Source organism: Clostridium sp. CF012, assembly GCF_018861755.1.
In the GTDB taxonomy this organism is placed as follows: Bacteria; Bacillota; Clostridia; order Clostridiales; family Clostridiaceae; genus Clostridium_AD.
The window spans coordinates 386,048-411,911 of the sequence record NZ_JAHLEF010000001.1; the positions used below are offsets into that span (position 1 = coordinate 386,048).

Annotated in this window: 30 protein-coding genes and 4 pseudogenes; 7 read left to right on the forward strand and 27 right to left on the reverse strand. The window is 29.7% G+C overall.

Annotated features, from left to right (window positions below; translation table 11 throughout):
• Window positions 1–8 precede the first annotated feature (8 nt).
• From KPL50_RS01985 to KPL50_RS02055, 15 genes and pseudogenes are all read right to left on the reverse strand, one after another.
• Entirely contained in the window at window positions 9–761 is a 753-nt protein-coding gene (locus tag KPL50_RS01985; protein ID WP_216296749.1) for a hypothetical protein, read from the reverse strand.
• On the reverse strand, window positions 745–1,758 hold the full coding sequence (gene fliG / locus KPL50_RS01990; protein ID WP_216296750.1) for a flagellar motor switch protein FliG: 1,014 nt from the start codon (window positions 1,756–1,758) through the stop codon (window positions 745–747). The genes KPL50_RS01985 and fliG overlap by 17 nt, the downstream gene beginning before the upstream one ends.
• Window positions 1,759–1,764: 6 nt before the next feature.
• Complete coding sequence (gene fliF / locus KPL50_RS01995) at window positions 1,765–3,336, reverse strand: flagellar basal-body MS-ring/collar protein FliF (RefSeq protein ID WP_216296751.1); 1,572 nt, start codon at window positions 3,334–3,336, stop codon at window positions 1,765–1,767.
• 15 nt (window positions 3,337–3,351) lie between these two features.
• Window positions 3,352–3,666 (reverse strand): flagellar hook-basal body complex protein FliE, encoded by a 315-nt coding sequence (gene fliE / locus KPL50_RS02000; protein ID WP_216296752.1) that lies wholly within the window; start codon window positions 3,664–3,666, stop codon window positions 3,352–3,354.
• 11 nt (window positions 3,667–3,677) lie between these two features.
• Window positions 3,678–4,112, reverse strand: coding sequence for a flagellar basal body rod protein FlgC (gene flgC, locus KPL50_RS02005; RefSeq protein ID WP_216296753.1), 435 nt, complete (start codon window positions 4,110–4,112; stop codon window positions 3,678–3,680).
• A 6-nt stretch (window positions 4,113–4,118) separates the two neighbouring features.
• Window positions 4,119–4,523 carry a flagellar basal body rod protein FlgB gene (gene flgB / locus KPL50_RS02010; protein WP_375372894.1) on the reverse strand — a complete coding sequence of 135 codons (405 nt, stop codon included), beginning with the start codon at window positions 4,521–4,523 and terminating at the stop codon, window positions 4,119–4,121.
• Between the two features lie 726 nt (window positions 4,524–5,249).
• Window positions 5,250–6,110 carry a flagellin gene (locus KPL50_RS02015; RefSeq protein ID WP_216296754.1) on the reverse strand — a complete coding sequence of 287 codons (861 nt, stop codon included), beginning with the start codon at window positions 6,108–6,110 and terminating at the stop codon, window positions 5,250–5,252.
• A gap of 133 nt (window positions 6,111–6,243) precedes the next feature.
• Entirely contained in the window at window positions 6,244–6,585 is a 342-nt protein-coding gene (locus KPL50_RS02020) for a hypothetical protein (protein WP_216296755.1), read from the reverse strand.
• A 109-nt stretch (window positions 6,586–6,694) separates the two neighbouring features.
• On the reverse strand, window positions 6,695–6,874 hold the full coding sequence (locus tag KPL50_RS02025; protein WP_216296756.1) for a YjfB family protein: 180 nt from the start codon (window positions 6,872–6,874) through the stop codon (window positions 6,695–6,697).
• Between the two features lie 108 nt (window positions 6,875–6,982).
• Window positions 6,983–7,990: a dTDP-glucose 4,6-dehydratase gene (locus KPL50_RS02030; RefSeq protein WP_216296757.1), complete on the reverse strand. Its 1,008-nt coding sequence runs from the start codon at window positions 7,988–7,990 to the stop codon at window positions 6,983–6,985.
• Between the two features lies 1 nt (window position 7,991).
• Window positions 7,992–8,987 (reverse strand): UDP-2,4-diacetamido-2,4,6-trideoxy-beta-L-altropyranose hydrolase, encoded by a 996-nt coding sequence (gene pseG, locus KPL50_RS02035; RefSeq protein ID WP_216296758.1) that lies wholly within the window; start codon window positions 8,985–8,987, stop codon window positions 7,992–7,994.
• Between the two features lie 24 nt (window positions 8,988–9,011).
• Window positions 9,012–9,902 carry a methyltransferase domain-containing protein gene (locus KPL50_RS02040; protein ID WP_216296759.1) on the reverse strand — a complete coding sequence of 297 codons (891 nt, stop codon included), beginning with the start codon at window positions 9,900–9,902 and terminating at the stop codon, window positions 9,012–9,014.
• 28 nt (window positions 9,903–9,930) lie between these two features.
• The gene (locus KPL50_RS02045) at window positions 9,931–10,947 is read right to left on the reverse strand and encodes an SDR family NAD(P)-dependent oxidoreductase (RefSeq protein WP_216296760.1); all 1,017 of its coding nucleotides are present in this window, start codon (window positions 10,945–10,947) and stop codon (window positions 9,931–9,933) included.
• Window positions 10,948–11,139: 192 nt separating this feature from the next.
• A pseudogene (gene pseI, locus KPL50_RS02050) lies at window positions 11,140–12,168 on the reverse strand (pseudaminic acid synthase).
• Window positions 12,161–12,553, reverse strand: coding sequence for a GNAT family N-acetyltransferase (locus KPL50_RS02055; RefSeq protein WP_216296898.1), 393 nt, complete (start codon window positions 12,551–12,553; stop codon window positions 12,161–12,163). The pseudogene pseI (KPL50_RS02050) and the gene KPL50_RS02055 overlap by 8 nt, the downstream one beginning before the upstream one ends.
• Before the next feature lie 413 nt (window positions 12,554–12,966).
• Here KPL50_RS02055 and KPL50_RS02060 point away from each other — a divergent pair, with 413 nt between their 5' ends.
• From KPL50_RS02060 to KPL50_RS02080, 5 genes are all read left to right on the forward strand, one after another.
• Entirely contained in the window at window positions 12,967–13,173 is a 207-nt protein-coding gene (locus tag KPL50_RS02060) for a hypothetical protein (protein WP_216296761.1), read from the forward strand.
• A 635-nt stretch (window positions 13,174–13,808) separates the two neighbouring features.
• A complete protein-coding gene (locus KPL50_RS02065) occupies window positions 13,809–14,702 on the forward strand; it encodes an aldo/keto reductase (protein ID WP_216296762.1) in 894 nt (297 codons plus the stop codon).
• A gap of 10 nt (window positions 14,703–14,712) precedes the next feature.
• Window positions 14,713–15,495, forward strand: coding sequence for an SDR family oxidoreductase (locus tag KPL50_RS02070; RefSeq protein WP_216296763.1), 783 nt, complete (start codon window positions 14,713–14,715; stop codon window positions 15,493–15,495).
• Between the two features lie 36 nt (window positions 15,496–15,531).
• The gene (locus tag KPL50_RS02075; protein ID WP_216296764.1) at window positions 15,532–16,260 is read left to right on the forward strand and encodes a cytidylyltransferase domain-containing protein; all 729 of its coding nucleotides are present in this window, start codon (window positions 15,532–15,534) and stop codon (window positions 16,258–16,260) included.
• 15 nt (window positions 16,261–16,275) lie between these two features.
• Complete coding sequence (locus tag KPL50_RS02080; protein ID WP_216296765.1) at window positions 16,276–16,746, forward strand: GNAT family N-acetyltransferase; 471 nt, start codon at window positions 16,276–16,278, stop codon at window positions 16,744–16,746.
• Window positions 16,747–16,986: 240 nt separating this feature from the next.
• Here the strand turns inward: KPL50_RS02080 and KPL50_RS02085 are convergent.
• From KPL50_RS02085 to KPL50_RS02095, 3 pseudogenes are all read right to left on the reverse strand, one after another.
• Window positions 16,987–17,593: pseudogene (locus KPL50_RS02085) on the reverse strand (transposase); the annotation flags it as partial.
• Window positions 17,587–17,745 (reverse strand): annotated as a pseudogene (locus tag KPL50_RS27810) (polysaccharide biosynthesis protein); the annotation flags it as partial. The pseudogenes KPL50_RS02085 and KPL50_RS27810, both read right to left, overlap by 7 nt.
• 45 nt (window positions 17,746–17,790) lie before the next feature.
• Window positions 17,791–18,135: pseudogene (locus KPL50_RS02095) on the reverse strand (NAD-dependent epimerase/dehydratase family protein); the annotation flags it as partial.
• Window positions 18,136–18,267: 132 nt separating this feature from the next.
• Here KPL50_RS02095 and KPL50_RS02100 point away from each other — a divergent pair.
• The gene (locus KPL50_RS02100; protein WP_216296766.1) at window positions 18,268–18,630 is read left to right on the forward strand and encodes a DUF4277 domain-containing protein; all 363 of its coding nucleotides are present in this window, start codon (window positions 18,268–18,270) and stop codon (window positions 18,628–18,630) included.
• Window positions 18,631–19,010: 380 nt separating this feature from the next.
• A complete protein-coding gene (locus KPL50_RS02105; RefSeq protein ID WP_216296767.1) occupies window positions 19,011–19,223 on the forward strand; it encodes a hypothetical protein in 213 nt (70 codons plus the stop codon).
• 276 nt (window positions 19,224–19,499) lie between these two features.
• On the opposite strand, the gene KPL50_RS02110 is transcribed toward KPL50_RS02105, so the two are convergent.
• From KPL50_RS02110 to KPL50_RS02150, 9 genes are all read right to left on the reverse strand, one after another.
• Window positions 19,500–19,724, reverse strand: a complete 225-nt coding sequence (locus KPL50_RS02110; protein ID WP_216296768.1) for a transposase — start codon at window positions 19,722–19,724, stop codon at window positions 19,500–19,502.
• Window positions 19,688–20,005, reverse strand: a complete 318-nt coding sequence (locus tag KPL50_RS02115) for a transposase (RefSeq protein ID WP_290443188.1) — start codon at window positions 20,003–20,005, stop codon at window positions 19,688–19,690. Before KPL50_RS02115 ends, KPL50_RS02110 begins: the two co-directional genes overlap by 37 nt.
• Before the next feature lie 12 nt (window positions 20,006–20,017).
• Window positions 20,018–20,242, reverse strand: coding sequence for an IS66 family transposase zinc-finger binding domain-containing protein (locus tag KPL50_RS02120; protein WP_216296770.1), 225 nt, complete (start codon window positions 20,240–20,242; stop codon window positions 20,018–20,020).
• 33 nt (window positions 20,243–20,275) lie between these two features.
• On the reverse strand, window positions 20,276–20,551 hold the full coding sequence (locus tag KPL50_RS02125) for a hypothetical protein (RefSeq protein ID WP_216296771.1): 276 nt from the start codon (window positions 20,549–20,551) through the stop codon (window positions 20,276–20,278).
• A gap of 183 nt (window positions 20,552–20,734) precedes the next feature.
• Complete coding sequence (gene pseI, locus KPL50_RS02130; protein ID WP_216296772.1) at window positions 20,735–21,802, reverse strand: pseudaminic acid synthase; 1,068 nt, start codon at window positions 21,800–21,802, stop codon at window positions 20,735–20,737.
• A gap of 61 nt (window positions 21,803–21,863) precedes the next feature.
• Entirely contained in the window at window positions 21,864–22,034 is a 171-nt protein-coding gene (locus tag KPL50_RS02135) for a hypothetical protein (protein WP_216296773.1), read from the reverse strand.
• A gap of 252 nt (window positions 22,035–22,286) precedes the next feature.
• On the reverse strand, window positions 22,287–22,634 hold the full coding sequence (locus KPL50_RS02140; protein ID WP_216296774.1) for a hypothetical protein: 348 nt from the start codon (window positions 22,632–22,634) through the stop codon (window positions 22,287–22,289).
• A 51-nt stretch (window positions 22,635–22,685) separates the two neighbouring features.
• Entirely contained in the window at window positions 22,686–23,912 is a 1,227-nt protein-coding gene (fliB, locus tag KPL50_RS02145) for a flagellin lysine-N-methylase (RefSeq protein ID WP_216296775.1), read from the reverse strand.
• Between the two features lie 38 nt (window positions 23,913–23,950).
• Window positions 23,951–25,735: a motility associated factor glycosyltransferase family protein gene (locus KPL50_RS02150; RefSeq protein ID WP_216296776.1), complete on the reverse strand. Its 1,785-nt coding sequence runs from the start codon at window positions 25,733–25,735 to the stop codon at window positions 23,951–23,953.
• Window positions 25,736–25,864 lie beyond the last annotated feature (129 nt).

Genomic DNA, 25,864 nt, shown 5'->3' on the forward strand with positions numbered 1-25,864 from the left:
TCGCCTTTCTAAATTTGTATTTGTTCTTCCTGAAAAACTTCTATTATTTTTTCTATACCGTAAGCTATGCTTACAATACTTTTACCTGTATCTTTTTCAATAACAGCAGTTCCATCATCTAAAAAATTATCCTCTATTACAAATATATCCCCTTGAAAAGCCAGCTTAAATTTCCAATTTTCAATTTGCTGCTTTATGTTAGAAAAATGCGAATTATTAGTTTTTATAATATAGGATTTTATATTTCTTTCAGCCTTTATACAATTGAAAATCATTTCATTTAAAGCATCTTTTTCCACTACTTCTCTTTTCAATATATTCTCAGCTATACTTAAAACTAAGGCTTTTATATGTCGTTCTTTATCCATCAAATACTGATTATACTCGCCTTTTGCTGCAGTTAATATTTCATCAGCCATGGCTTTTAGTTCTTCTGCCTCATGCTTTGCATCGCAAATAGCCTCGTTATAACCGTTTTCATAGCCTTCCTTGTGCCCTTGTTCTAACCCTTCTTTAAAAGCTTGCGTTTTTGTTATTCCTGCTTCGATAAAGGCTTTTGAAATAATTTTTTCGCTTTCTCTCCCTGCATTCACTAAAATATTTTTAGCAATATTTTCATAACTTTCCATGTTAGCTTTTTTAATGCTATGATTTTCTCCAAGAATTTCCACTTCAGAATCTTCGCTTAACTGAGTGTTTATTTCTCTATTTCCCTGATCTAAAACCCTTGAATTTTTTATAACATTAAATGACGATTGCATCTTCACCACCTCTTGAAAGTACGATTTCACCAGCTTCATCTAATCTTCTCAAAATACCAACAATTTTTTGTTGTGCCTTTTGAACATCCATAAGTCTAACTGGTCCAAGGAACTCCATATCTTCTTTTAAAGATGCCGCTGCTCTCTTTGACTGATTTTTGAATATAGCATTTGCAACTTCTTCTGAACATCCTTTTAATGCAAGAGATAAATCTTTAGAATCTACTTCTCTTAGAACTCTTTGTATTGAAACATCATCCAATGTGATAATATCTTCAAATACAAACATAGATTCTTTAATCTTTTCTGCCAGTTCTGAATCTTCTCTTTCAAGGCCTTCCGTAATATTTTTTTCTGTGGTTCTATCTACTTGATTTAAAATATCCACTAGGGATTCTATTCCACCAACCACAGTACTATCAGTTCTAATAACAGATGATAATTTTCCATCTAGGACCTTCTCAATTTCTTTAATAACCATAGGAGAAATACTACTCATAGTTGCGATTCTATAAGATACTTCACTTTGCAAATCTACTGGAAGCTCCGCCATTATCTGAGCAGCCTTGTCCGCTTGCATATAACACATAATAAGTGCTATTGTTTGTGGATGTTCATTAGCTATAACATTCAAAAGTTGATGTGCATCCGCTTTCCTTGCAATTGAAAATGGTCTATATTGTTGAGTTTCTTCCGTAACCTTGTCTAATATTTCCTTTGCTCTTTGTGAACCAAGTGCTTTTGAAAGCAAACTCCTCGCATACTCAAGTCCACCTTCTATAATAAAATCCTTTGCTTTATTCATCTCCATAAATTCATCTAGAATTACCAGTCTTTGTTCATATTTAACTGATGCTATATTAGCAATTTCATAAGTTACCTTTTGAATATCCTTATCTGGCAGTTTTTTTATTATACCCGACGAAGCGTCCGGCCCTAAAGTTATAAATAATATAGCTGCCTTCTGAACCCCTGTAAGTTTTTCGCTTTTAGCCATTATTTATCACCTCTCATCCTCTGTCAACCAAGACTTAATTATCTCAGCAACTTGTTCTGGCTTCTCGGAAGCGTACTTTTTAACTTCTTTTTCCATATGGAATTTTTTATTATTATCTTCAAATTCAATAGGAGGATAAATTTCTTGTTGCTTTGGAGCAACATTATCTCCAATTATCATATCAATGCCCCCTGAAGCTGTTTCTTTTTTCTTACTAGACCTTCGAATTGCAATTAACAATATAATAAATAATATAATTGCTAGAGCTCCATATGCAATACGAGCGTATAGCGCTTTTTTCTCAGCTGATTTACTAGCATTCTCTATATCTAGCAGTGCTTTTTCGGCCATTTTTTTACTATCACTATTAAAGTTTAACCCCTCTACACTTATAGAATCTCCTCTTTCTTGAGAGTAGCCTATAGCCTTCGCTACTAAATTATTTACAGAAGTTCTAGTATTTTCATCTAAATTACCATCTAATACAACTGAGGTAGTAATTCTTTTAATTCCTCCAGGAGCCTTGACTAAAATTTCCTCTGTTTTTGAATTTTCATAATTTTTTGTACTATCTCTATTTACAACATTCCCATCTTTCGCAGTTGTAGGCGATGTGTTTTGCGCCGCATTATCTATCACCCCATCATCTACAGGGCTTTTGGATAATCCAGTACTAGAGCCACCGTTCCAGGTTTCAACATCATGAGAACTTACAATGGTTCCCTTTGGCTCATATTTAACACTATTTTTTTTAAGTGCATCAAAATCAAGTTCAGAGTTAACAGAAACCTTTACTCCATTTTTATATATTGGCTCTAATACCTTCATTATCTTTGCCTCTAAATTTTTTTCAATTTGTGCTTTTAATACTTGTTGCTTATCTGTAGACCCAGTTATTGTATCTTTTTCTTCGTCATATAAACCCTCGGTCAAAAGCTGAAATTTATCTGATACTATACTCACATTTTCCTTTGGAAGGTTTTCCACGGCTCCGGTTAACAATGCTACTACGGCCTTTACCTGCGCATTGTCAAGTTTAGTACCTGCTTTAAGCTTTATTACAACAGAAGCACTAGCTGGTTCAGTCTCTCTAACAAATGCTGTATTTTCTGGTAGAACCAAATTAACCTTAGCTCCTTCAATTTCTGGAAAAGACTTAATAGCTCTTTCTATTTCACCAGATAAAGCCCTTTGGTACATGATTTTAGTCTCTGTATCTGTAGGTGCCATTTTACCACTATCAAAAAGTTCAAACCCGTTACTTCCCTCTGTAATTTTAACCTCTGACATAAGCTCCATTCTGAGGCTGTCAAGCTCACCCTTAGGCACTAGTATGGAGCTTCCTTTTATCTTATATTGAGTTTTTTTCTCTTTTAACTTTGCAACAATAGCACCTGAATCCTCGGGTGTCATATTGGAAAACAACACATCATACTTAGTTGAAGATGCTCTGATAAAAAAAGAGATAAGGGCTACTATAATTACACTCGTAAGTAGACTATAAGCTATTTTTTTGCTTTTACTTAAATTACCCCAACCTTGCGATAGCTTATTCTTTATTTCATGTAGCTTGTTCATATATTGCACCCCTTACTATATCTGCATTCTATTAAATTCCCCATAGGCATCAACAAGTTTATTTCTAATTTGCACCGCCAATTCTAAAGACAGCTTAGCTTCTTCTGTGGATAACATAACCTTGTGTACATCTTCTTCTTCACCCTTTATAAACTTTTGAGTAAGATTTTCTGATTCGATTTGTTTATCATTAACTTCATTTAGTTTTTCTTTTAAAGTATCTAAGAAACTACTGCTTTCCTTATTGCCTTCTACATCATCCCTTTGAAGTTCATTTTTTTGAAGTTCATTAAATATTTTTGTATTTTGGATATAAGCATTAATATTCATAAATCATTCTCCTATCTACCTATTTCTAAAGCTTTAGAAAACATACTTTTTTGAGCATTAATAGAATTTACATTTGCCTCATATGCTCTTGTAGAAGCAATCATATCTGCCATTTCATTTAAAATATTCACGTTAGGCATTGTCACATATCCTTCCACATCTGCATCTGGATGAGATGGATCATAGACACGCCTCAAAGGTGAATCATCATTTTCAATACCAACAGCTTTAACCCCTTTAAAGCTTGTTTTGTATGTACCACTAGTTTTATCCATTTCTTGTTGCAAATTTTCTTGAAATACAGCTATTTTCCTAATGTATGGTTGTCCATTCTCTCCCCTAGTAGTAGTTGCATTAGCTATATTAGAAGCTATTGTATCCATCCTTAATCGTTCTGCCGTTAATCCACTAGAACTTATTCTCATTCCCATAAAAGCATTATTCATTATGTACTATTTCCCTCCTCCTATTATGTACCTTGTAAGTGATATCTTACTATTAGCTTGCGTAACTAAAGCGTTAAACATTAATGTGTTTGCTGCTTGATTAGCCATTTCTAGGTCTATATCCACGTTATTACCATCCTGTCTCATGCTAGTACCTTCGTCCTTTTGCACTGAAATATCTCCAGTGCCGCTAACCGTTTGTATATGTTTTTCATTGTCAGTTTTTAACGTATTTTTAACCATGCTGTCATTTAAGGTCTCTTCAAATGTAACATAGAACTTCTTATAACCTTTCGTATTAATATTAGCAACATTATTTGCAATAACTTTACTTCTTAGTGCGGAAGCATCCATACTCTTTTTCAACAAATTATAGGTGTTTTCACTAATAGAACTTCCATCCATATTCACTATTCCCCCACCCCCTTCTTAATCACCTTATATATTAGACATATAATTCTAAATTCCTTTTTAATTTTCATATTTTACTAAAAATTAGCGAAAATTATTTTTAATTACACTGTATTCGACTAAATTATTCTTATTTTATAGTATTAGTTTATCCTTTAAAAAAATGTTTTAATAAATTTAAAATGCTCATTTTCGTTATTAAAATGCTTATTTAAAGAACTATGTTTCTTTGTTAGAAATTTTTATGATGTTTATGTTTTTTTTGGAAATCTATTTTATTATACATTATTGTTTTAATTTGTCAATAAAAATATATTAATTCAACAAAAAGAGACTTGATTTTCATCAAATCTCTCTTTTACTAACTTTACGTTCATTATACATTTAAATTAATTGCAAAATTAACATTAAAATATATATATGCATTTACTAAAGTGTCTTTACAATAATAGTTTTAATCTTTGAAATATTGTTTGAATTATCCTCAGCAATAAAATATATTTTATATTCTGTGTTTTATTTGAAAGCACTTATAATTTCTGAAATTATTTACTATATTAATAGATGTATCTTTATCCGTGCTCCGTGCTCTTATCATACACCTTGATATTTTCATAAATTACAGAATTCAAGTCTATTTCTTTGTTAGATTTAATGGTCCATTTCTTATCTGGCATTAGATTAAATTGAGTAGACGCTGAAAAAATAACTCAAAAACTGAGTTATTTATCTAGCTCTAACATTCTCTAGTATTCTTAATGCATCCTGCGGTAATTTATTTGATTGAACCATCATAGCAGTTCCAGCTTCTACAAGAAGATTATATTTAGTATATTCCATGATTTCCTCAGCTATATCTGCATCTCTTATATCACTTTCAGCGAATTGTATTTTATCTGAAATCTCTATTGTAGAATTATAATTACCTTCCAATCTACTGCATAGGGCTCCAAATTTACTTCTAGCAGCTATGATAACATCAATGGCATCGTCTACAATACCTAGAGATTTATCTACATCATTTACATCTACAGTAACTACATCTGGGTTACCTGCTACACCTGCGACTGTAAGTCCCAATCCTTTAGATGACATATCTAGCCTTGGAATATCTATCTTTTCCCCCACGTTTGCTCCTGACACAGTTTTTATAGTAACAGTGCCATTATTATCTCCCCCAACTAAAAGGTTTACCCCGTTAAATTGAGTATTATCTGCCATGTCCTTTGCGCCCTGAATCATTTGATTTATATCCTTTTGAATAACTTCTCTATCCTCAGGCGTTGTAATTCCTCTAGATTGTACTAATAGTTCTCTAATTTTTTGCAAGTTATCAGTGATACCTTCAAGACCACCTTGTGCCGTTTGAATCAAGCTAATTCCATTTTGACTATTTCTAGCCGCCATTTGAAGTCCTCTTATTTGCATTCTAAGTCTCTCACTTTGAGCCATTGCACTAGGATTATCTTTGGAGCTATTTATTTTAATACCAGTAGATATTTGACCTAATGAATTACTTTGCTTAATAAGATTCTTACTATATTCTCTATATATATTTAATGATGCAATATTCTTGTTTAATCTCATAAAATCAACTCCATTATTTTTTTTATTCACTATCTAATTAATATATCGTATATACTAAGTTTAACTTTAAGGATTCTTACCCACTATTTTAACGAATGTATTTTTTGTAACCCTTCACTATAATCCAAGTACACTAAAAAACAATTATATCCAAAGGATACATTCTGATGCAGCTTTCAAAAGAAGCGATGGCATCCATTTCTGATATTCTACCACTCGTAAGGTTTCTATATAACATATACAGCTTTAAATGAAGATCTGGATTTAAATTCTTAGCTTCCACCATTTTTTCAAATATTACATTCTCAAGTGAAATCTTACTGTCCGAATTAAGGATACTAGAAACAAATGTTTGTAGTTCTCCAATTTTCATTTTCAAATGTGGCTCAAAGCAAAGAGCGTTTATTTCCTCTAATTCATTAATAATTTTCTCTATTTCTTCTAATTGAATTGAAACTCCATTACTACTACTCAAATAATATCACCTCACTTTGGTTAAGCCAAAATGAACACCTGCAACTACTACTGTAGTTTCTGATGCCCACTCTAATGCTTTCCCGTGTTCTGTTCTTCTCTTTTTTCGTCTACGCCCTTGTATCCAAATGTTGTCCTAGATTAGGGTCTATTGCAACATTCTTTATCATTTGTGCCATTTGAGTAGCAGTTTCCTTACCATTATCCATTACAATTTTCATTACTGCAATACCAGCTGATTCTTGTACTCTCGATTGACTCATTGCCATTGATAACGCACCTATATCCATTTGTTCACTTCCTATAATTATTCATTTAAAAACCTTGCTAATCTATTATCGACATATATTAGCAAAACTTTATATCCATCATCTGCTCAAATAGCTATTTCTATTTTATCATTTAAATAGTTTTGTATTTTTTATCCACTGTTCTGTCTCTTCTATTCCCTGCTCTAGCGTAAACTTTGGCTTCCAATCCATAAGTTCTTTAGCCTTATTATAGTTACATTTAAGTTTCATAATTTCACTTTGTGGATGAATGTGTTTTACATGATTTATTTTAACTCTTTCCTTTGTTATAATCTCTGCAAGTTCGTTAACAGTAACATCCCTACCAGTGCCTGCATTTACTAATTCACCATTAACCTCTTGTGAGTAACCTGTCATAACAACAAACCTAGCACAATCCTTAACATAAAGTAAATCTCTTGTCTGCTTCCCACTTCCATATATATTTATATCTCTTTCATGAAGTGAATTATTTATAAATATAGCAACAACTCCGCCTTCTCCACCAGTCTTTTGAAAAGGTCCATAAGTATTAAAAGGTCTTATAACTACCGTTGGAAGCTTATAGGCATTATAATATGATAATACCATGTTTTCAGCTGCTATTTTACTTCCACCATAGGGTGATACAGGTTTTGTAGGATGATTTTCATCTATTCCACTATCATCTGCTGCATCATAAACCATGCAGGTACTCATAAATACAACTTTACATGGATAAGTATCCTCCTTAGAATCTAAAACCCATCCATCTCCATCCATACTTCCATTTTTACCAAACATCTGAATCTTAGCTTTTTCAAGTATATTGAAAGTACCAACAGTATCATTGAAAAAAGTAGTTCTTGGATCATCTATACTATCTTGCACATTTATTGATGCTGCAAGATGATATATTACATCAAATTTCTCTTTAAAAATGTCATCCAAAGTCTTTTGGCTTTGTATATCTCCTTTTATAAATCTAAAACTATTATTCCCTACAAACTCTTCTATATTTTCAAGTCCTCCATTGGACAAATTATCAAATGCAGTTATTCTATGACCATCCTCTAATAGTCTTTTAACCACCCAGCGGCCTATAAATCCTGCGCCTCCAGTTACAAGTATGTTCATACTAACACTCCTCCAAAATTAATTTTTTCACTATTTTGTTTACACCATTTCCATCAATAGCTTCTTTAGCTCTTGCATACATTTCATTTCTTTTTCCATAATCATTACATAAAGCGTTTAACTCTCTTACAAATGTATCTTTATCTAATTGATTGTACCATCCTATATTTTTTATTAATCCCATTTTGCTCATCTTATCAGCTATTCCTTGTTGATTGTTCGCAACCACTATGCCTAGCGTTGATATTCCGCAAGCTGTTAGTTCGTATAATGTACTGCCACAAGCTGAAATAGCTATATCACATTTTTGCATGACTTCGTACATATTAGCATTATAATAAAAATTAATATTTGTGTTTTCAAAGTTCTTCAAGGAGTTGTTTTTATCAAAAGAAGGTCCTACAACAACATGAAAGTTGTACTCTAGTGTTTTTACATATTCTAAAAGCTGTTCTGTAACGTGATGCGGATCTCCTCCACCTACTGTTATCAGTATATCATTCGCTTTTTCCTTTATGTACTTTTGGGAAATCCCTCTAAATTCTTCTCGTAACATTATGTAATCTGAACCTATAAGTAGCTTTGTATCAGTATTAACCTTATAATTAAAATCAACACCATCTAGATTTTGATTAATTAAAAAATCCACATTAAAATAATATAAATTCATATCGTCTATATATGCAGTTTTATTAAACATTTTTTTAGTCTCATCAAAATACTTTTCATCAATATCGTAACTATCAGTAATTAACAAATCTGCTTCTATATCTTTTAAATCAAGTAATACAAAATCCTCGCGTATTTTTTCAACTTCAAATCCACTTAATTTTACCTTTTCAATACCTACTCTATATCTATCACTTAAAGGATTGTCAACCTTACATATATAAAAGACATCATGAATTTTAGATAATTCCTTTGCTAAAACCAAAGTTCGCATTATATGCCCCATGCCAATTTCAGCACCACCATCTGCTCTAATACCTATTTTCATTTTTAGATTAAAATTCAATTGCTTTTACTCTAAAAACTTTGTTGCTATAATTGCATTTTGCGACAATAAACAAGGTATTTCATCAATTATCGGATATGCAAGAAGACTTTCTTCTGAAAAATAAGCATTATTCTTTTTCACAATATCAGTTTTAGTAACAGGACAACATAATGGATTTAAAACTTCCGAGTTTAAGTTTTTTTCAATAATTATTAGTCCAGTAGGATTTAATGGATTTGAGCATATGCCAAATAATTTATGTTCAATAACATTATATCCAAGTTTTTTTGCTGTTGAATATAAATTAGTAACATATCCATGACTTAACATTCTTTCTTTCGACTCTTCGTTTGCAAATTCATAAGATGGTTCTAATAATATTAAATATTTATTAGTTATACGATATAGTTCCATAAGTGCTTCTTTTTCTTTACCCCCATTAGGTTCAATTGAATGAGATGTATATACTATATCAATAGAATTATCTTTAAACGGTGTGCAAAATAAATCTCCTGTAAATAGTTCCACATTACTTATTTTTAAGTCATTTAAGAATTGCTTAGCATATTTTATTCTTGACCAAGATATATCAAACCCATAACATTTATTAGGTTTATTTTCTAATGAGAGAATCAATGGCGCTAATGTAGTCGCTTCTCCAATACCAACTTCTAATAATGAGTTATATTTGCCTAAATTACCAATGCATTGAGCAAGTTCAAAACAATATTTATTTGAAAATAACGAATCTTCCTTGTATGCCTTACTGTATGTACCAGCTTGAAAATCATAGCTAATCATAATATCTTCAATGGAATTGTAATTATTCCCCTCTGTCTCTTTTAAATGTTTTATTATATTTGTATTTTCTAAATACAATTGTTTAACTCTACTTAAAATTTTTAACTTATCCATTTTTAATACTCCTTAATGTTTTTATTTTTTACACCAAACCTTCTTCCTTAAGTAGTGTTCTAACTTCCTCTTTACTTAAAATGTTTTTATCTGATGAATTATAGCTTTTAATTTCAACTTTTGTATGTTTTTCATAAAATTTATATAAATTCTCTAAATATGCTGATGGCAACACCGAATACATATCCCCTAAGTCAAAAGCAAATTCAGACTCTTCCTTAGTCATAAGTTCTTCAAATTTTCTTTCTCCAGCCCTAAGTCCAATGGTATGTAGCTTCACATCTTCTCTTTTTATATTAAGCTTTTTACAAGTTTCTTCAACCACTGCCTCTGCAAGATCATAAAGTTTAATTACTGGCATTTTTAGAACAAAAACTTCTCCACCTACTGTATTCTCAGCAGCATCCATAATAAGCTTTACCGCTTGAGTTAAAGTCATCATAAATCTAGTCATTTCTGGATCAGTAACTGTAATCTTTCTATTTTTTTCAATTTGGGTTTTAAATAGTGGTATTACTGAACCCCTAGATCCCATGACATTTCCAAACCTAACTGCAACAAATTTTGTTCTACAATTACCTTTGTTAAAGTTTGCTGCTTGTACTAATTTTTCTGCTAAAAGCTTTGTAGCTCCATAAGAATTTGCTGGATTAATGGCTTTATCTGAACTTGTAAATACTACACACTCCACATTATTATGCATAGCTGCTTTTATTACATTTTCCATACCTACTATATTCGTTTTAATAGCTTCACTAGGATTATACTCACATGCCGGAACATGTTTCATAGCTGCTAAATTAAATACTACATCTATATTATTCATTGCTCTTTCTACCCTCTCATAATCTCGCACATCACCAATCAAAAATCTAAACTGTTTATGATCATTAATTTCATTTTCCATTATAAATTGTTTATATTCATCTCTGCTTAGTATTCTTATTACCTTTGGATCTTGTTTAACAAGTTCCTTTATAAGTCCATATCCTATAGTACCTGTCCCGCCAATTATAAGAATCTTTTTTCCTGTGTAATATCCCATCGTAATCCTCCAACTATAATCATTATTTAACTTTCAAATAAATGTAACTCCATTTTCCACACCATTTCTTCTTTCAATATTAAAACTCATTTTTTATGATATATATTATAATATTCGTGTAATTTCATCAATAGTTTACACTTATTTAATAGATAACAAAATGATTAGTAGAATTAACCACTAATCACTGTATTAATTGTATATTAACTTGCACTCCATAGGCGTTCCTTTATTAATATCTTCTTTTGCCATTTTTCCAATTATGTCATTATAATATCCCGTATGCATTCCATACCCTAGTCTTATAGATTTTACATTACTCTCTGTAAAAACTTCTCCTTTTTTAATGTCTTCAACAACAAATAATGACCTAGAAAATGCCCTACTATTTTTCGTTTTATCAGTTAAATCATAAGTAACAGTCCCTAAAGCCTTCTCAGTTTCTCTTATTGATTTTACCATAGCCTTAGTTCATCTGACTCTAAATAAAATGCCGCATCCGGTCCGCCATCCGCTCTACATAAAGTAAAATGTTTTTCTATAATCTTAACTCCAAGTGCTACAGCCGCAATAGGTACTGAAATACCTACTGTATGGTCTGATAAACCTACCACCACATTAAATGTTTCTGCTAAATTAGGTATAGTTTTTAGATTCATATCTTCTAACGGTTCTGGATAGCTACTTGTGCATTTTTAAATCGCTATTTGTTCATTTCCTACTCTTTTACATGCATCTATTCCTCTTGTATTTCACTTAATGTAGCAACTCCTGTTGCCAGAATCATAGGTTTTCCTTTTGATGCCATAATCTCAAAAGAAGCTACTTTATATGCAGAGACACCATACCTTCAAGAAAATCAACTGCTGTTTTATCAAAAGGTGAAGGAAAACATATTAATCCTTCTTCTTCAACAATTTTTTTCAGTTTTGGCTGCCAGTCCCAAGGAGTGTATGCTTCCTTGTATAAATCATAAAGATTTCTATCGTCCCAAATAGTTCCTTGCTATATTTTAAAATATTCTTTGTCACAATCTATAGTTATAGTATTGGCTGTATATGTTTGGAGTTTAACAGCATCAACGCCTGCTTTCGTTGATTCTTTTATAAGTTTTACTGCATTATCGAAACTTCCGTTATGGTTTGCTGAAAGTTCTGCTATAATAAATAACGGTTGCTCACTACCTGCTAATTTATTTGAAATTTTTATCATACTATTCATAAACTAAAACCTCCATAAGTTGTTTATAATATTTAATATAATCATCACACTCCATCTTTTTATATCCCAATCTTTGAAAAACTTTTTGTGATTTTATATTATCATATTTAACATAGCCTACAAATTTACTTATTTCACGTTTTGTGTTCATTTCTAGTAGTCCCAACATTTCTATTGATAAATTACGCCCTCTATAATCTTTATCTATACTATAGCTAATTATAGCTTCCTTATTTTTAATATCAATACTTACTTTACCTGCTGGAATACTTCCATAATAAAATACAAATATATCAGTGGTATTAGAATTTAATTTGTTGTTAAACCACTTGATATGATCTTTATACTTTATCTCATTATTATCAAATGAATTTTCTCTTACTATTTTATCATTTTACCATCTAATAAAATATAACTTATGCTTTTTAATTCTTTATTAAAACTATCATATGTGAAAGTGTATTGAAATTATTTTCATTAAGTATATCTATAAACGATTAATAAACATATTATTATGTAGCACAGCTCTTGAAAAGAATAAATTAAGTCAATCACCATTGTATCAGTTAATTCTTTATCACAAGAAGCCATTCCTGTTAACAATAATCTAACAATACTATAATTTAATACTAAAATCATTAAAAAAATTATCATCTTTATATGGAAACATTCTTTGAAGCACTTCATTAACTAAATTATTCAAAAATATATTCTCTATCCTTTATATATGGTTCATAATACTCTTTTGTTGCCACTTTGTAGTCTTTTATGCATTCCTCAATTTGAATTTCATCTTAAATGAGAGAAATATTTTTTCTTGCTTTTGAAGAGCTCCACGATGTAGAATTTTCAGAAGTTTTAAAAGTTATCCTAGCTATTTTACAAGAAACTTTGCAAGAATTGTTATTTTTATCTGATGAACAGACGGATAGCTTTATCCACACTTTTATTACAAAACTACCTAAATATATGGCAGAAAAATTTACTTCTAAAAAGATAGCTTGAAATCAAATATTTTTACTATTTTAAGCCACATTGCATTTATTGATAAGGTGTTGAAGCTATTTTTCTCCTGCGAAGTATGAGTTATCATTACAATACTTCAGCTTTAATTCGCATTTCTCTACAAGCATAAACAAAATGCCCACTTCTCCACTAACATAAAATGCATGTTATGGCGGTAGATATATAACGGTAAATCGTTTGTATACAAGATTTTATAGATGTATGTTGGATAATATAGAATTTAATGCTTCAATTTGGTGAAATAGAAGGTTGCCATGAAGTGTTTTAAATTATATAATTAATCTCATGTAGTTTACAAAAATCAGGAAAGGGCGTGTTATGAATTCTCTAAGAAAAGGGTTAAATGGTTATATGGGCTCACACAATGATTATTTACAATGAACTCTTATGTGTGGTTTGATAAATGCCGCAATTTTAACTGAATAGTTCTATGATCGTATAATTACTCTTCCAATACATCTAGGTATGAACAATGATGTTATAGAATCTGTAACAAAGGTTGTTGCTTATTATAGAAAGTATGGTGTTTTATCTCAAATAGCTTTTACAAGATAAAATATAGCTAATATTAATACAGTGATTAGAAAGTGTTTTGAAAAAGGAGAATAAGATAAATGAGTATTTCTAAATTAACATTAGGTACAGTTCAAATGGGTTTGGACTATGGGATCAATAATAAGCTTGGAAAAATACAAATGGAAGAATGTCATAAAATATTAGATTTTGCTTATGAAAATGGTATATTATCGTTTGATACGGCTAAAGCATATGGAAATAGTGAGACCATCATAGGCGATTGGATAAAATCAAGAAATCCTAAGGGAATTTTTGTATCAACTAAAATCTCATCTATAAATAAGAATAATGTTCATGCTGATAAGTTAGAACAGTTTATAAAAAGAGAAATTGAGGATTCTTTAAAAAAACTTAACATTACTTCCATTGATAATATATACTTGCATGATTGTGCAGATATTCAATTATATAATGTCAAGTTAATGTATATACTTAGGGAATTAAAAGAAAAAAAGGTTATTAAAAATATTGGTATATCTGTATATGAACCTAAAGAGGTTATTGAGGTATTAGATTATGGCTTTGATATAATACAGATTCCAACAAATGTTTTTGATTTGAGATTTATAACTAGTGACTTGTTAAAAAAAATGAAAAGCTATGATATACAAATTTTTTCTAGAAGTGCTTTTTTACAAGGACTATTTTTTATGAATGAAGATGATGTGCCTAATAGCATTGCAGAGTGTAAGAAATACTTGAAGCTATTAAAAAATCTATGTAAAAGGCAAAATATAACTGCTGAGACATTAGCTTTAGGATTTTTAAAAAACATAAAAGAAATTGATAGCATATTGATTGGTGTGAATAGTTTAGAACAACTAGAAAGTAATTTGAATAGTTATAGAAGTCCAACCGAAATAGTTAATGAGGATATTATAAAATGTTTTAATAATGTTAGTGATAAAATAATAGATCCAAGAAAGTGGTAGGTGATTTTTTATGGAATTAAAAGAGATGTTTAATATGAGTAATAAAGTTGTTTTTATAACTGGTGGAAGTGGTAATTTAGGTAGAGCAATGTCAGAAGCTCTTGCAGAATATAATGCTATAGTAATAATTGCTAGTAGGAATGTTGATAACAATAACGAATATTGTACTTATTTATCTAATAAGTATAACAACTTAAATGAAGCTGTACACGTAGATTTAAAATCTGAAAAATCAATAGATAATTGCGTAGATTATATTCTAGATAAATACAAAAAAATTGATGTTTTAGTTAATAATTCTTACTACGGAGCAGGAAAAGAATTTCATAATATGAGTTCTGAAGAGTGGCTATCTGGAATTGATGGAAGTATAAATTCTGTCTTTAGGTGTACTAAAAAGGTAATAAGTTCTATGATTGAAAGAAATGAAGGTAATATTATTAATATCTCTTCTATGTATGGCAATGTTGCACCTGATATTTCGATATATGAGGGAAATGGGTTTTATAATCCAATAAATTATGGTGTTGGAAAAGCGGGTGTTGTTCAATTTACTAAATATATCGCAAGTGTTTATGGAAGATATAATATTAGATGTAATTGTATTTCACCAGGTCCATTTCCAAGTAAAGAAGTACAAAAGGATAAAGAATTCGTTAATAGACTTAAAGCTAAAGTTCCTATGCATAAAATTGGAGAACCTGATGATCTAAAAGGGATTACATTATTGTTAGCATCAAAGTTCATTAACGGAGCAAACATGTTAGTTGATGGTGGTTGGACGAGTTGGTAATTTGATTTATTGATAAAAAAAGAAAGAAGGGGCTTAATGAGAACGTTATGTATTATTCAGGCCAGAACAGGTTCAAGTAGATTATCAGGTAAAGTATTGATGAAAATTGGGAATAGGACTATTGTTGAAATTATATACGAGAGACTTAAAAAATGTGGTAATGTTATAGATGATATTATCTTTGCAATACCCGATTCAGATAAAGAAAAAAAATTAGAAGATCTTCTTATAAGCAAGGGGTACTTGTATTTTAAAGGTAGTGAACTAAATGTATTAGAAAGGTATTATAAATGTGCAAAAAAATATAAAGGAGATATTATTGTTAGAGTTACTTGTGACAATCCTTTAGTAGATTATACCGTAGTTAAAGAGCTTGTTAATGTTGTAATTAAACAAGGTGCAGATTATATCATAAAAAAAGAACTCCCTATCGGAATAACATCAGAGGCTATGAATTTTAAATCATTAGAAGAAGCATACTTAAATGCCGATAAAGATTATCATAAAGAACATGTTACTTCTTACTTTCTAGATTATCCTGAAAAATTTAATAATGTTATTTTATATGCAGATGGTATTTTTAATAAGCCTAATTATAGATTTACTTTAGATACAGAAGAAGATTATAAATTAATGAAAGTTATTTATACTAATCTTTATAAAGGTGAAGAATTAGAAGTAGAAGATGTAATTAAGTTTATTAACAATAATAATGAGCTAATAGATATTAATAAAAATATAAGACAAAAATCATATAATGATTAGTTAAGGAGCAAAAACATGAATAAATCAAATCTTCTAAAGGAAATGGTTTTGAGGGAAGTTGAGAAAAAAGATTGTGCCCTTATTTACAACTGGGCTATTGATGAACACGTTAGAATAAATTCTTTTTCCAGTGAAAAAATTTTTTATGATGATCATATAAAGTGGTTTAATAAAAAAATAAATAATATAAATAATTATTTTTTTATTCTTGTACATAAAGGTATTGATGTGGGAGTTATACGGCTAGATGTAGAAAATCAAAAAGGAATAATTAGCTATAGCATTTCAAAAGATTTTAGGGAAAAAGGGTATGGCAGCATAATTATTGAGAAGTTAGATGAAAAGATAAAAGAATGTGAGCTTGATATTCATGAGTTATATGGAGAAGTTAAATATACAAATAAGGCTTCACAAAAAATATTTAAAAAGTTTGGGTATAAAGAATATCCATTACAGGATAAACTAGTATATAAAAAAGAGTTATAAGGGGACATACATCATCTGCCCTAATAGCTATTTTTATATTGAGAATGTTTTATAGATTTGTGTAAATAACTTTAGACAAGTATATTTTAACTGAAAATTAGTATGGGAATTCACTCCTGTACTAATTTTTTATTTTTGGGGTAATACTAATACTGGGGTAGTGTGGATATTATTATATTATTTGTAAAAGGTTTTAAATTATACATTAAAACATAAAAAATACAAAATTTTATCTTTTAATTATGCTTCAATCTTATCTTCAAACATAATTGCCAACTGTGCTAATGAACTAGACCAGTTTTGAACAGGTGCAGTCCATTTTTTCATAATTTCTAATGTTGCTAGGTATAACGATTTTCTTAAAGAATTGTCTGTGGGGAACACAGTTTTAGTCTTTGTAAACTTCCTGATTTGCCTGTTAAAGCCCTCCAAGGCATTTGTTGTATATATAATCTTTCTTATATCTGGTGGATAATCAAAGTATGTTGATAATTCGCTCCAATTAATACCAGTAATTAACAACTATACTATATTTTGAACCCCATTTGTCTTTTGATTTTTCAAGTTCAGTGGTGGCTATTGCTTCTGAGGAAGCCTTATAACCACACTTTAAATCCCTCATGAATTCCTTAGCTATATATTTAAAAGAGTTCCTTATTTGGTGTATTCTACATGTTTGAATGCTTACATCAGGGAAAAGCACTTTTATTGCATCACGTAAGCCTTTTAAGCCATCCATACATGCTATAAGAATATCTTGAACTCCTCTATTTTTAAGATCATTGCATACTGTAAGCCAAAACTTTGCTCCTTCTTGTTCGCCAATCCATATCCCAAGTATACCCTTTCATAATCTCGTACATCACCATTAAGTTCATTTTCCATTACGAATTGTTTATATTCATCTCTGCTAAGTATTCTTATTACCTTTAGCTCTTGCTTTATAATTTCTTTTATAAGTCCATGTCCAATAGTGCCTGTTCCAGCAATTATAAGAATCTTTTTCCCTGTATAATATCCATACTACCTCTCCTACTACAATTATTATTTAAATAGTTTTGTACCTTTTATCCACTGCTCTGTCTCTTTTAGTCCCTGCTCTAGCGTAAACTCTGGCTTCCAATCCATAAGCTACTTAGTCTTATTATAGTTACATTTAAGTTTCATAATTTCACTTTGTGGATGAATGTGTTTCACATGATTTATTTTAACTCTTTTATTTGTTATAATCTCTGCAAGTTCATTAACAGTAACATCCCTACCCGTGCCTGCATTTACTAATTCACCATTTACCTTTTGTGAGTAATCTGTCATAACAACAAATCTAGCACAATCCTTAACATAAAGTAAATCCCTTGTCTGTTCTCCACTTCCATATATATTTATATCTCAAATTCCACTGAATGAATTTTAAAACTAATTATTTACTTAAAAGAAATTTATTTACAATTATTTGCAGAAAGGATTGTTGAATTTCACGTCGAATATATCCATAAAATACTCTTTTGAGGTGATTAAACTATGGATATAAATAATCTGTCATTAGATAGTATGGAAATGTACAACCATGGAAAAATGAATTTTATGGTAGGACTCTGTGAACAACTAAAGTTACCAGAAATATTTAACATAAATCTACAGAAAAATTCCGGTAGGAATACTGCTATTCCCTATGGAGTGATGGCCGAGATGATGATTGTGAATATTTGTGACGACCACTCCCCACAATACAGACTAAATGAATATTATGGAATGAAAGATCCTGAAGGAATATTTCACTGTCCTATATCTCTAAGTCAAATTAATGATGACAGGTTTGGTAAGTTTCTTGATGCATTTTATGAAACTGGCCCAAGAAAAATTTTTAGTCAATTGAGTTCATAAGCCTTTATGAACTATGGAATAAAAGTAACTAATATAAACTTTGACACAACCTCAAAAGTAATGTGGGGAAATTATGAAACACCTTAAGGCAAGGAAAGGGTAATATCCATAACCTTCGGTCATAGTAAGCAAAAAAGAGAAGACAAAAAGCAAATCAAAATGGGTTAAGCGTATCCAATGGAGTAATTGTTGATGCTAAGGTTTTATCTGGAAACAAAGATGATAAGACCTATAACGGCGAAACGCTTGAGGAAGTAGTACATGTTCTTGAAAGACTAAATATTCCCGTAGGGGATTTCCACTATATAGCAGATAGTGCACTTTTCACTTCAGATAATTTAAATAAAGCAGAAAGTAGACATCTAAAACTTATAACAAGAATGCCTGAAACCACAAATCTTGCAAAAGATTGTATAAAAGAAGCACTTATTCACAAGAACCTTATGAAAAAAATAGAGATTAAAACAACTCAAGATAAAGTAGTTGAATATTTTATAAGTGAGAAATATTGTACTTTTGAAAATACTAAATTAAAATGTGCTATATGTTACTCCACTACTCTTGAAGGCATAAAGAAAAAAACTATTGAATGACAAGTTAAAAAGGAAAAATAAGTAGTAGAAAAACTTTCTAAATCATATTCTAAGAGAGCTTTTTCCTTGCCTAAAAGAATTAATGAGGCGTTTTATCAAAGATATAAAAGCGACTACAAAAACTCACAGTCACTTTCGAAAATTTTATACAACCCATATTAAAAAAGATTTTAAAAACAAATACAAGGATTAAAAATCTATTGTGCGGAGTATGAGTTATATCTCTTCCGTGAATTGAATTATTTATAAATCCCCATAATATAAAATTAAATATAGTTATAAATTTTCAGATATGAATGGGACGCCTTTTATTGCGTTTTTCAGTGATTCCATTATATCTTGCCCATTCTTATTGCAGGTAGAAATATAGCTTCTTATTCTACAGAACAGGCTAGCACCATCATCACTTCTAAAGCAGCCAGATATCTTTTGTCTGAGCTTTACCATTCTAATATCTCGCTCGGCTAAATTATTATCGAAGGGGATGTTGAAGTCATACATAAACGAAAGTAATGCGTAATGCTACTTGTGGAAGCAACATGAACCCAATTTATTTTACCTTTTAAACGTAGTCCTGATTCATCAGTATGAAGGACCTCAGCCTTCTTAAGTTGTTCTTTAATAGCCTCTTCGAATTTATCAAGGCTATCATAAAGACGTTTATTTGCATTCACAATAGTTCCTTGGCTAATATTTTTACCTGTAAGGTTTTTAATGATTTCAGTTGTTCTAGCAAGAGGTACAAGTTGATAGTTTGAAAGGTATACCATTAAAGCCTGCAGGTTTTCACCATACTATACAGGTTGCGTTACTGTTACTGGGAATTCAGTTTTATGAACTTCTTTGCAATCTGGACATACTACGATCTGGGTTCTATACTCGGTAACATTCATAACAATCTGAGGTAAATCAACTACTTGTCTAGTTTGAATTTTACCTTCAAGACCAGATAAATTACAGCCACAATTGCAAGTTTTTTTGCTTATATCTATAATATTATCTGGATTATCAATTTTCAAAAGAGTCTTTCCAATATGACCAGCTTGCCCTCCTTAGGACCTACCGGTCTTTGTTTGGCTATTTGAAGGCTTTTTAGTATTATTTGTTGACGGTGGCTTGCTACTGTTATTATGCATGGTTTCTAACTCAATATTTCGTGCAAGAAGTATTGTATTATCGTCCCTAAGTGAGTTTATTAAATGGTTTAAGTTAGTCACTTCAACATTGAGATTGCTAATTTGATTTATTAATCCACTATTCATTTCTTTCAGTAAAGTAATAATTTCGGTTATACCATTGTTATAGTTATCAACTATTGTCTCATCCATCTAATATTCACCACCAATCAAATCATATTATTAATCTCTCTGGTAGTATATTCGACATTGGATAGCCAAAATCCTTTTTGCCAATATAAGGGTTTTATTGATTTGCAATGGCTGAGTAGTAACTATATTCATATATATCCGCTCTCCTTAAGTTTTAATAAAATACAATATTCACACTAATAGTTAAATAAAACTATCTTCTTTTACAAACTTCCACTCCATAGGTGTTCCCTTTTTTAAATCCATTTTTACTGTTTTACCTAATATATCTTTTATGTACTTAGTTTGCATACCAAATCCTGGTCTTATACTTCTTACATTTTCTTCCGTAAATATTTCTCCCTCTTTTATATCCTTTACTACAAATAAAGACCTTGAATGTTCTTTACTATTTTTTTGCTTTTCAGTAAGCTCATAAGTAACTTTTCCTAAAGCCTTTTCCACATTTCTAATATCTTCAACCATCTTTTTAAATTCCTTAGGCTCCATAGAAAAAGCTGCATCCGTTCCCTTTTCATCTCTATTTAAAATAAAATGTTTTTCTATAACATTCGCACCTAATGCTACTGCTGCTATGGATACTGCACTCCCTAAAGTATGATCTGAAAGACCAGTAATTACATCAAATGTTTCAGCTAAATTAATCATAGTTTTTAAATTCACTTCTTCCATTGGTGATGGATAGGCACTTGTGCACTTTAAAAGAATTATTTGATTGTTCCCCATTCGCCTGCAAGCATTCATTGCTTCTTCTATATCTGATAAATTAGCTATACCTGTTGACATTATAATTGGTTTTCCTTTAGAAGCTATATATTCTATAAATGGTATATCATTTATTTCAAAGGAAGCCACTTTATAAACTGGAACATCCATCTTTTCTAAAAAATCTACTGCTGTGTTATCAAAAGGCGATGAAAAAAATATTAATCCCTGTTCTTCTGCTATTTTTTTAAGCTTAGGCTGCCAATCCCACGGAGTATAGGCCTCTTCGTATAATTTATGTAATGTAGTTCCATCCCATATTGTTCCTTGTGTTATTTGAAAATACTCATTGTCACAATCTATAGTTATAGTGTCCGGTGTATAGGTTTGAATTTTTATAGCGTCTGCTCCAGCATCCTTAGCTGCCTTTATAATCTCTACTGCCTTATTAAAATCCTGAAGATGATTGGCAGACATTTCAGCTATTACAAAAGTAGATTGTCCATTACCTATTTCCCTATTAGCAATTTTTATTATTTCATCCATTATTCCATCTCCTTATCATATCTAGTGTATCTAATCAAGTATTTTTGTTGTTATCTCAATATTATACATTTTCCAAACTATTTATATGTTCAGCTAACCTTATAACACCATTTCCATCTACAATTTCAGATGCTTTTTTACTCATTAAACGTCTTTTATCATAGTCTAACTCTAAAAGACTTGAATATATATCATCTATTTCAGTATATTTTATTACACCTAAACTATCCATAGTTTCAAGATGAACTAATCGATGCAGGAAATCATTTATAATTGCTTTATAAGTTTGACCAGGAAAAATAGACTACCATAAACTACGACATACTGCTTATTTTCATATAATTCTCTATTATAATCCAAATAATTAGAGGCTTCTTTTTTTCTCCTGCCTAATTCTCTTATACTTAAGAAAATCCTATCATATACTTATTCCATTTAACTTTATGAAACCCACCTATTAATATTCAAATATCATTTAAAATCACTATATAGCTACTGATTTATCTATTTCTTTTCCCCATACTTCTAATACTGGTAATATTTCATACTGAAGAATATCACTTACTAATATATAATCTTCATTTTGTAAAGCTATTTCCATTTCTTTTAATTCCCCACAAAATTCATAAGCATTTACCTTATTCTTTTGTACGTTTTGTGTTAAGGATACTATATCAATTACCCATGCTAATCCTTCAAGAATCTCGCTTGTAATCTTTAAGGCATCACCATCATTTCCTCCTTGAAAAAACTTAATAGCTTCTTTAATTCCATTCTGTAATTTCAAAATATACTTATTAGCAGTTACTAATGCTTCAAATTGTTCGTTCATAATTTTACTCCTCCAAATGCAATGTTTTTTTATGTTAAATGTATTAAAATTTTAATTTTTTATTAACAACGCCATATACTCCATATTCATTTTATTTGAACTTTTAAAAACTGCAAACACATATTCTAAAACTTGATTACCATGTTCAAAACAACGACACATAGAAAAAATCAATTTTACAACTAACTTCTCATCTAATTTTTTATAAAATCCTGAAATTCCTATCAAGTAAGTTTTTATTAAACTATAATGTAATATACACAAACAATATTCATCAAATACACTATAATCACTACCAACTGGAAATAAATTTGTGAAAACATAATTAACTAAATAATTTTCTAACATATACTCATGCTCTTTCATATAAGGTTCATAGTATTTATTATAATTGTCTATATAATTGTCTATATAATTTTGTGTATTATTTTCATTAGTATCATTATAGCCCATTCCCTCATAAAATTCATCTAAACATTCCTTAAAGGTAGTATCATGTAAATTAAACTTAACTCTAGTATCACTAATGATCTTCATCATCTGTAATTGAATATTATACTCAGTAGGCACCTCATCAAATAAATCTTTAAAATTTTCATTTATTTCACTATTATATGAAATTATTAATTGAGGAATAGCATCTGTTTTCTTATCTAAAACATATTGATTTACTTTTCTCAAAAATAATCCTAACAATATTAATCTTTTCTCAATAGAAAAATTACGATTTTGAAGAAGATCTATAGAGAATACTCTTAAGTCCCAAAAGTATTGCTGTAACTCTCTAAATTTTCCTTTACCAAGTTGTTTCCATAATACATCATTATATTTTTCTACATCTTCAACTTCATCAAATTCCATTTTATTTAAATTTAACAAAACAAGTCTTGCTATTTCCGGACAAGACATCAATGCTGATTTTTCATATTTACCTAATACAAAATTATTAACTCTTGGATATGTGTAGCATGTGTATGACAGATATTCCCAACCTAATGTTTTATGAATACTACACAATTTATTCTCATCTTGAAATGGGCATACTTTACTTTCATTCATTTTTATCTTTCCATAATTGTGTTCTGAAGAACTTTTTCTGTTTCGTGTCACACTTTTATCAATTATACTTTTTATACTTTTATCTTTAATACATTTATATTTTTTATAAGTCTTCTTGTCAATAAATACTTGCCACCCATAGCAACAATCATCCTCACATTTGGGTCCTATGCAACTAAAATCTCTAACATATTTAGGCACTAATACATGTTTTTTCATAAGTTAGCTCCTTTTTTAATACTACACTCTATTTTTTTTTACAAATCAATTGTATTTGCTATAATTAATGTGATAACTTCATCTAAACACTTTAAAGTTTTACTATACATTTCATCGCTACTTTCCTTGATTTTCCCAGTCATAATAGATATAGAATCTTTGTCTTTCAAAATATATTTAGGATTATTAACTGTTGACTGAAATATAGGTAAAAATATGGCTGCGGCAAAGTCTATTTCTTTATTATTCATAATTTTACTATTTATCTCATGTAGTTTTTTTAATATTTTTATTACTTGTTTCTGTTGCTTTACTATGTCATATTTATTTAATTGTTGCATATGTTTTAATCCTATTAGGCATAGTTTCTTTAGTTCGTTGTAAGAATCAAGTATTTTTGTTAATTCTCGCTTTACTTTTTCTACATCATTTTCGCTTTCTTTTTCTAAAAATTTGTCAACATTTTTATTCACAATATTTTTTCCATAAATCATACTTGCTTCTTCTAACTTCATAATTACGGTTCCTTGAATATTTGCGCCACCTTCTGTAGCATTAATAAATGTTGTATCTTTTTTCATCTGTATATAATCTTCAAATCTTTTTCTATAATAATCCATTGGCTTATCAGTAACAACCATTCCACCGTATATGTCTTTCACATATATATCATTTTTAATTGAATCTTTTTCAATATTAAAATCTTCTAAATTCGCAATAGATGCATGAGTTTTCCCATTAGTATAAGCTAAATCTTGGCCTATAAATACTACTGGCTCACATCCCATATATACCGCTAAATCAGTGCAAGGATGTGCAACCGAACCGCCTTGAAATAAAGAATCCATATTTTTACCAAGAAGTGTCTCACTATAACCTTCTGTGTAACTATTTTTACAATATATTTTCTTTCCCATATGATTATGAACAGCTTTATAATTTGCAACACCAATAAACACTAATGGTACATCGTACTCCGTTACATTTTCAAAAAATTTCATATTGGTATCTACAGGATCTATAATAAAAATAAAATCAGGTTTTACTCCATTTTTTAACAACGGTTTCAAAGTTCTTGCTCCACATATAATAATAAATTTATCTTGAAGTTCTTTTACCTTGCCTATGTTTTTATCTAATGATGGGCCCGCTGACACTATTATTGCAGGAACACTTTTAAAACTATCCTTTAAAGTATTTATAGTATATCCATTAACTATAGCTTTTAGATTTTTTGTATAATTATTAAAATATTGTTTTGAAAATTCTGTTAGAGTAAAATCATTTAACTTACTCGCTGTCAAAAAATTATTTAACTCCTCAAGACAAAATCTTAACTCATCAGTATATAATTCATTATAATTAGCATAGGTTGCAAATTTTGTATTGCTAATTTTGTCATATTCCAAACATTGATACAGAGCTGATTTTAAATCTTCATCTATTAAACAAATTGTAATCCTATTACAGCTTAAAATTTCTTGTGATATCTCGGATTCAAAAAAAAGCTTTAATATATTCTTATCTGGCTCCACAACTAAAATATTATTACTTTTACATGTACTATTAATCAATCTTAAAATATGTTCTCCTGCACCTACCCCGAAAATTATAATTGTAGTTTCCATATCATACTCTGTTAATTTAGATATACACTTATCAATATCATTTTCAACAGAATATTTACTACCTATGTAACATCTTTTTGTACCTCTGCTAACTTTAACAACATATCTATTATCCTTACTTTTTTCTAATAAAAAGCTCTCTTCAATTGAAACATTTTCTGCCTTCGCTATATTAGATTTAGTGATCTCATTCATATATTTTCTCCTACTCCTATAAACTTATAGACTATTACTTTTATCGTACATTTTTTTTAAAACTAAACTATTATTTTTTTAAAAAAGCTAATACCACATTTTATAGCAGGATTAGCTTTATAAAATCAA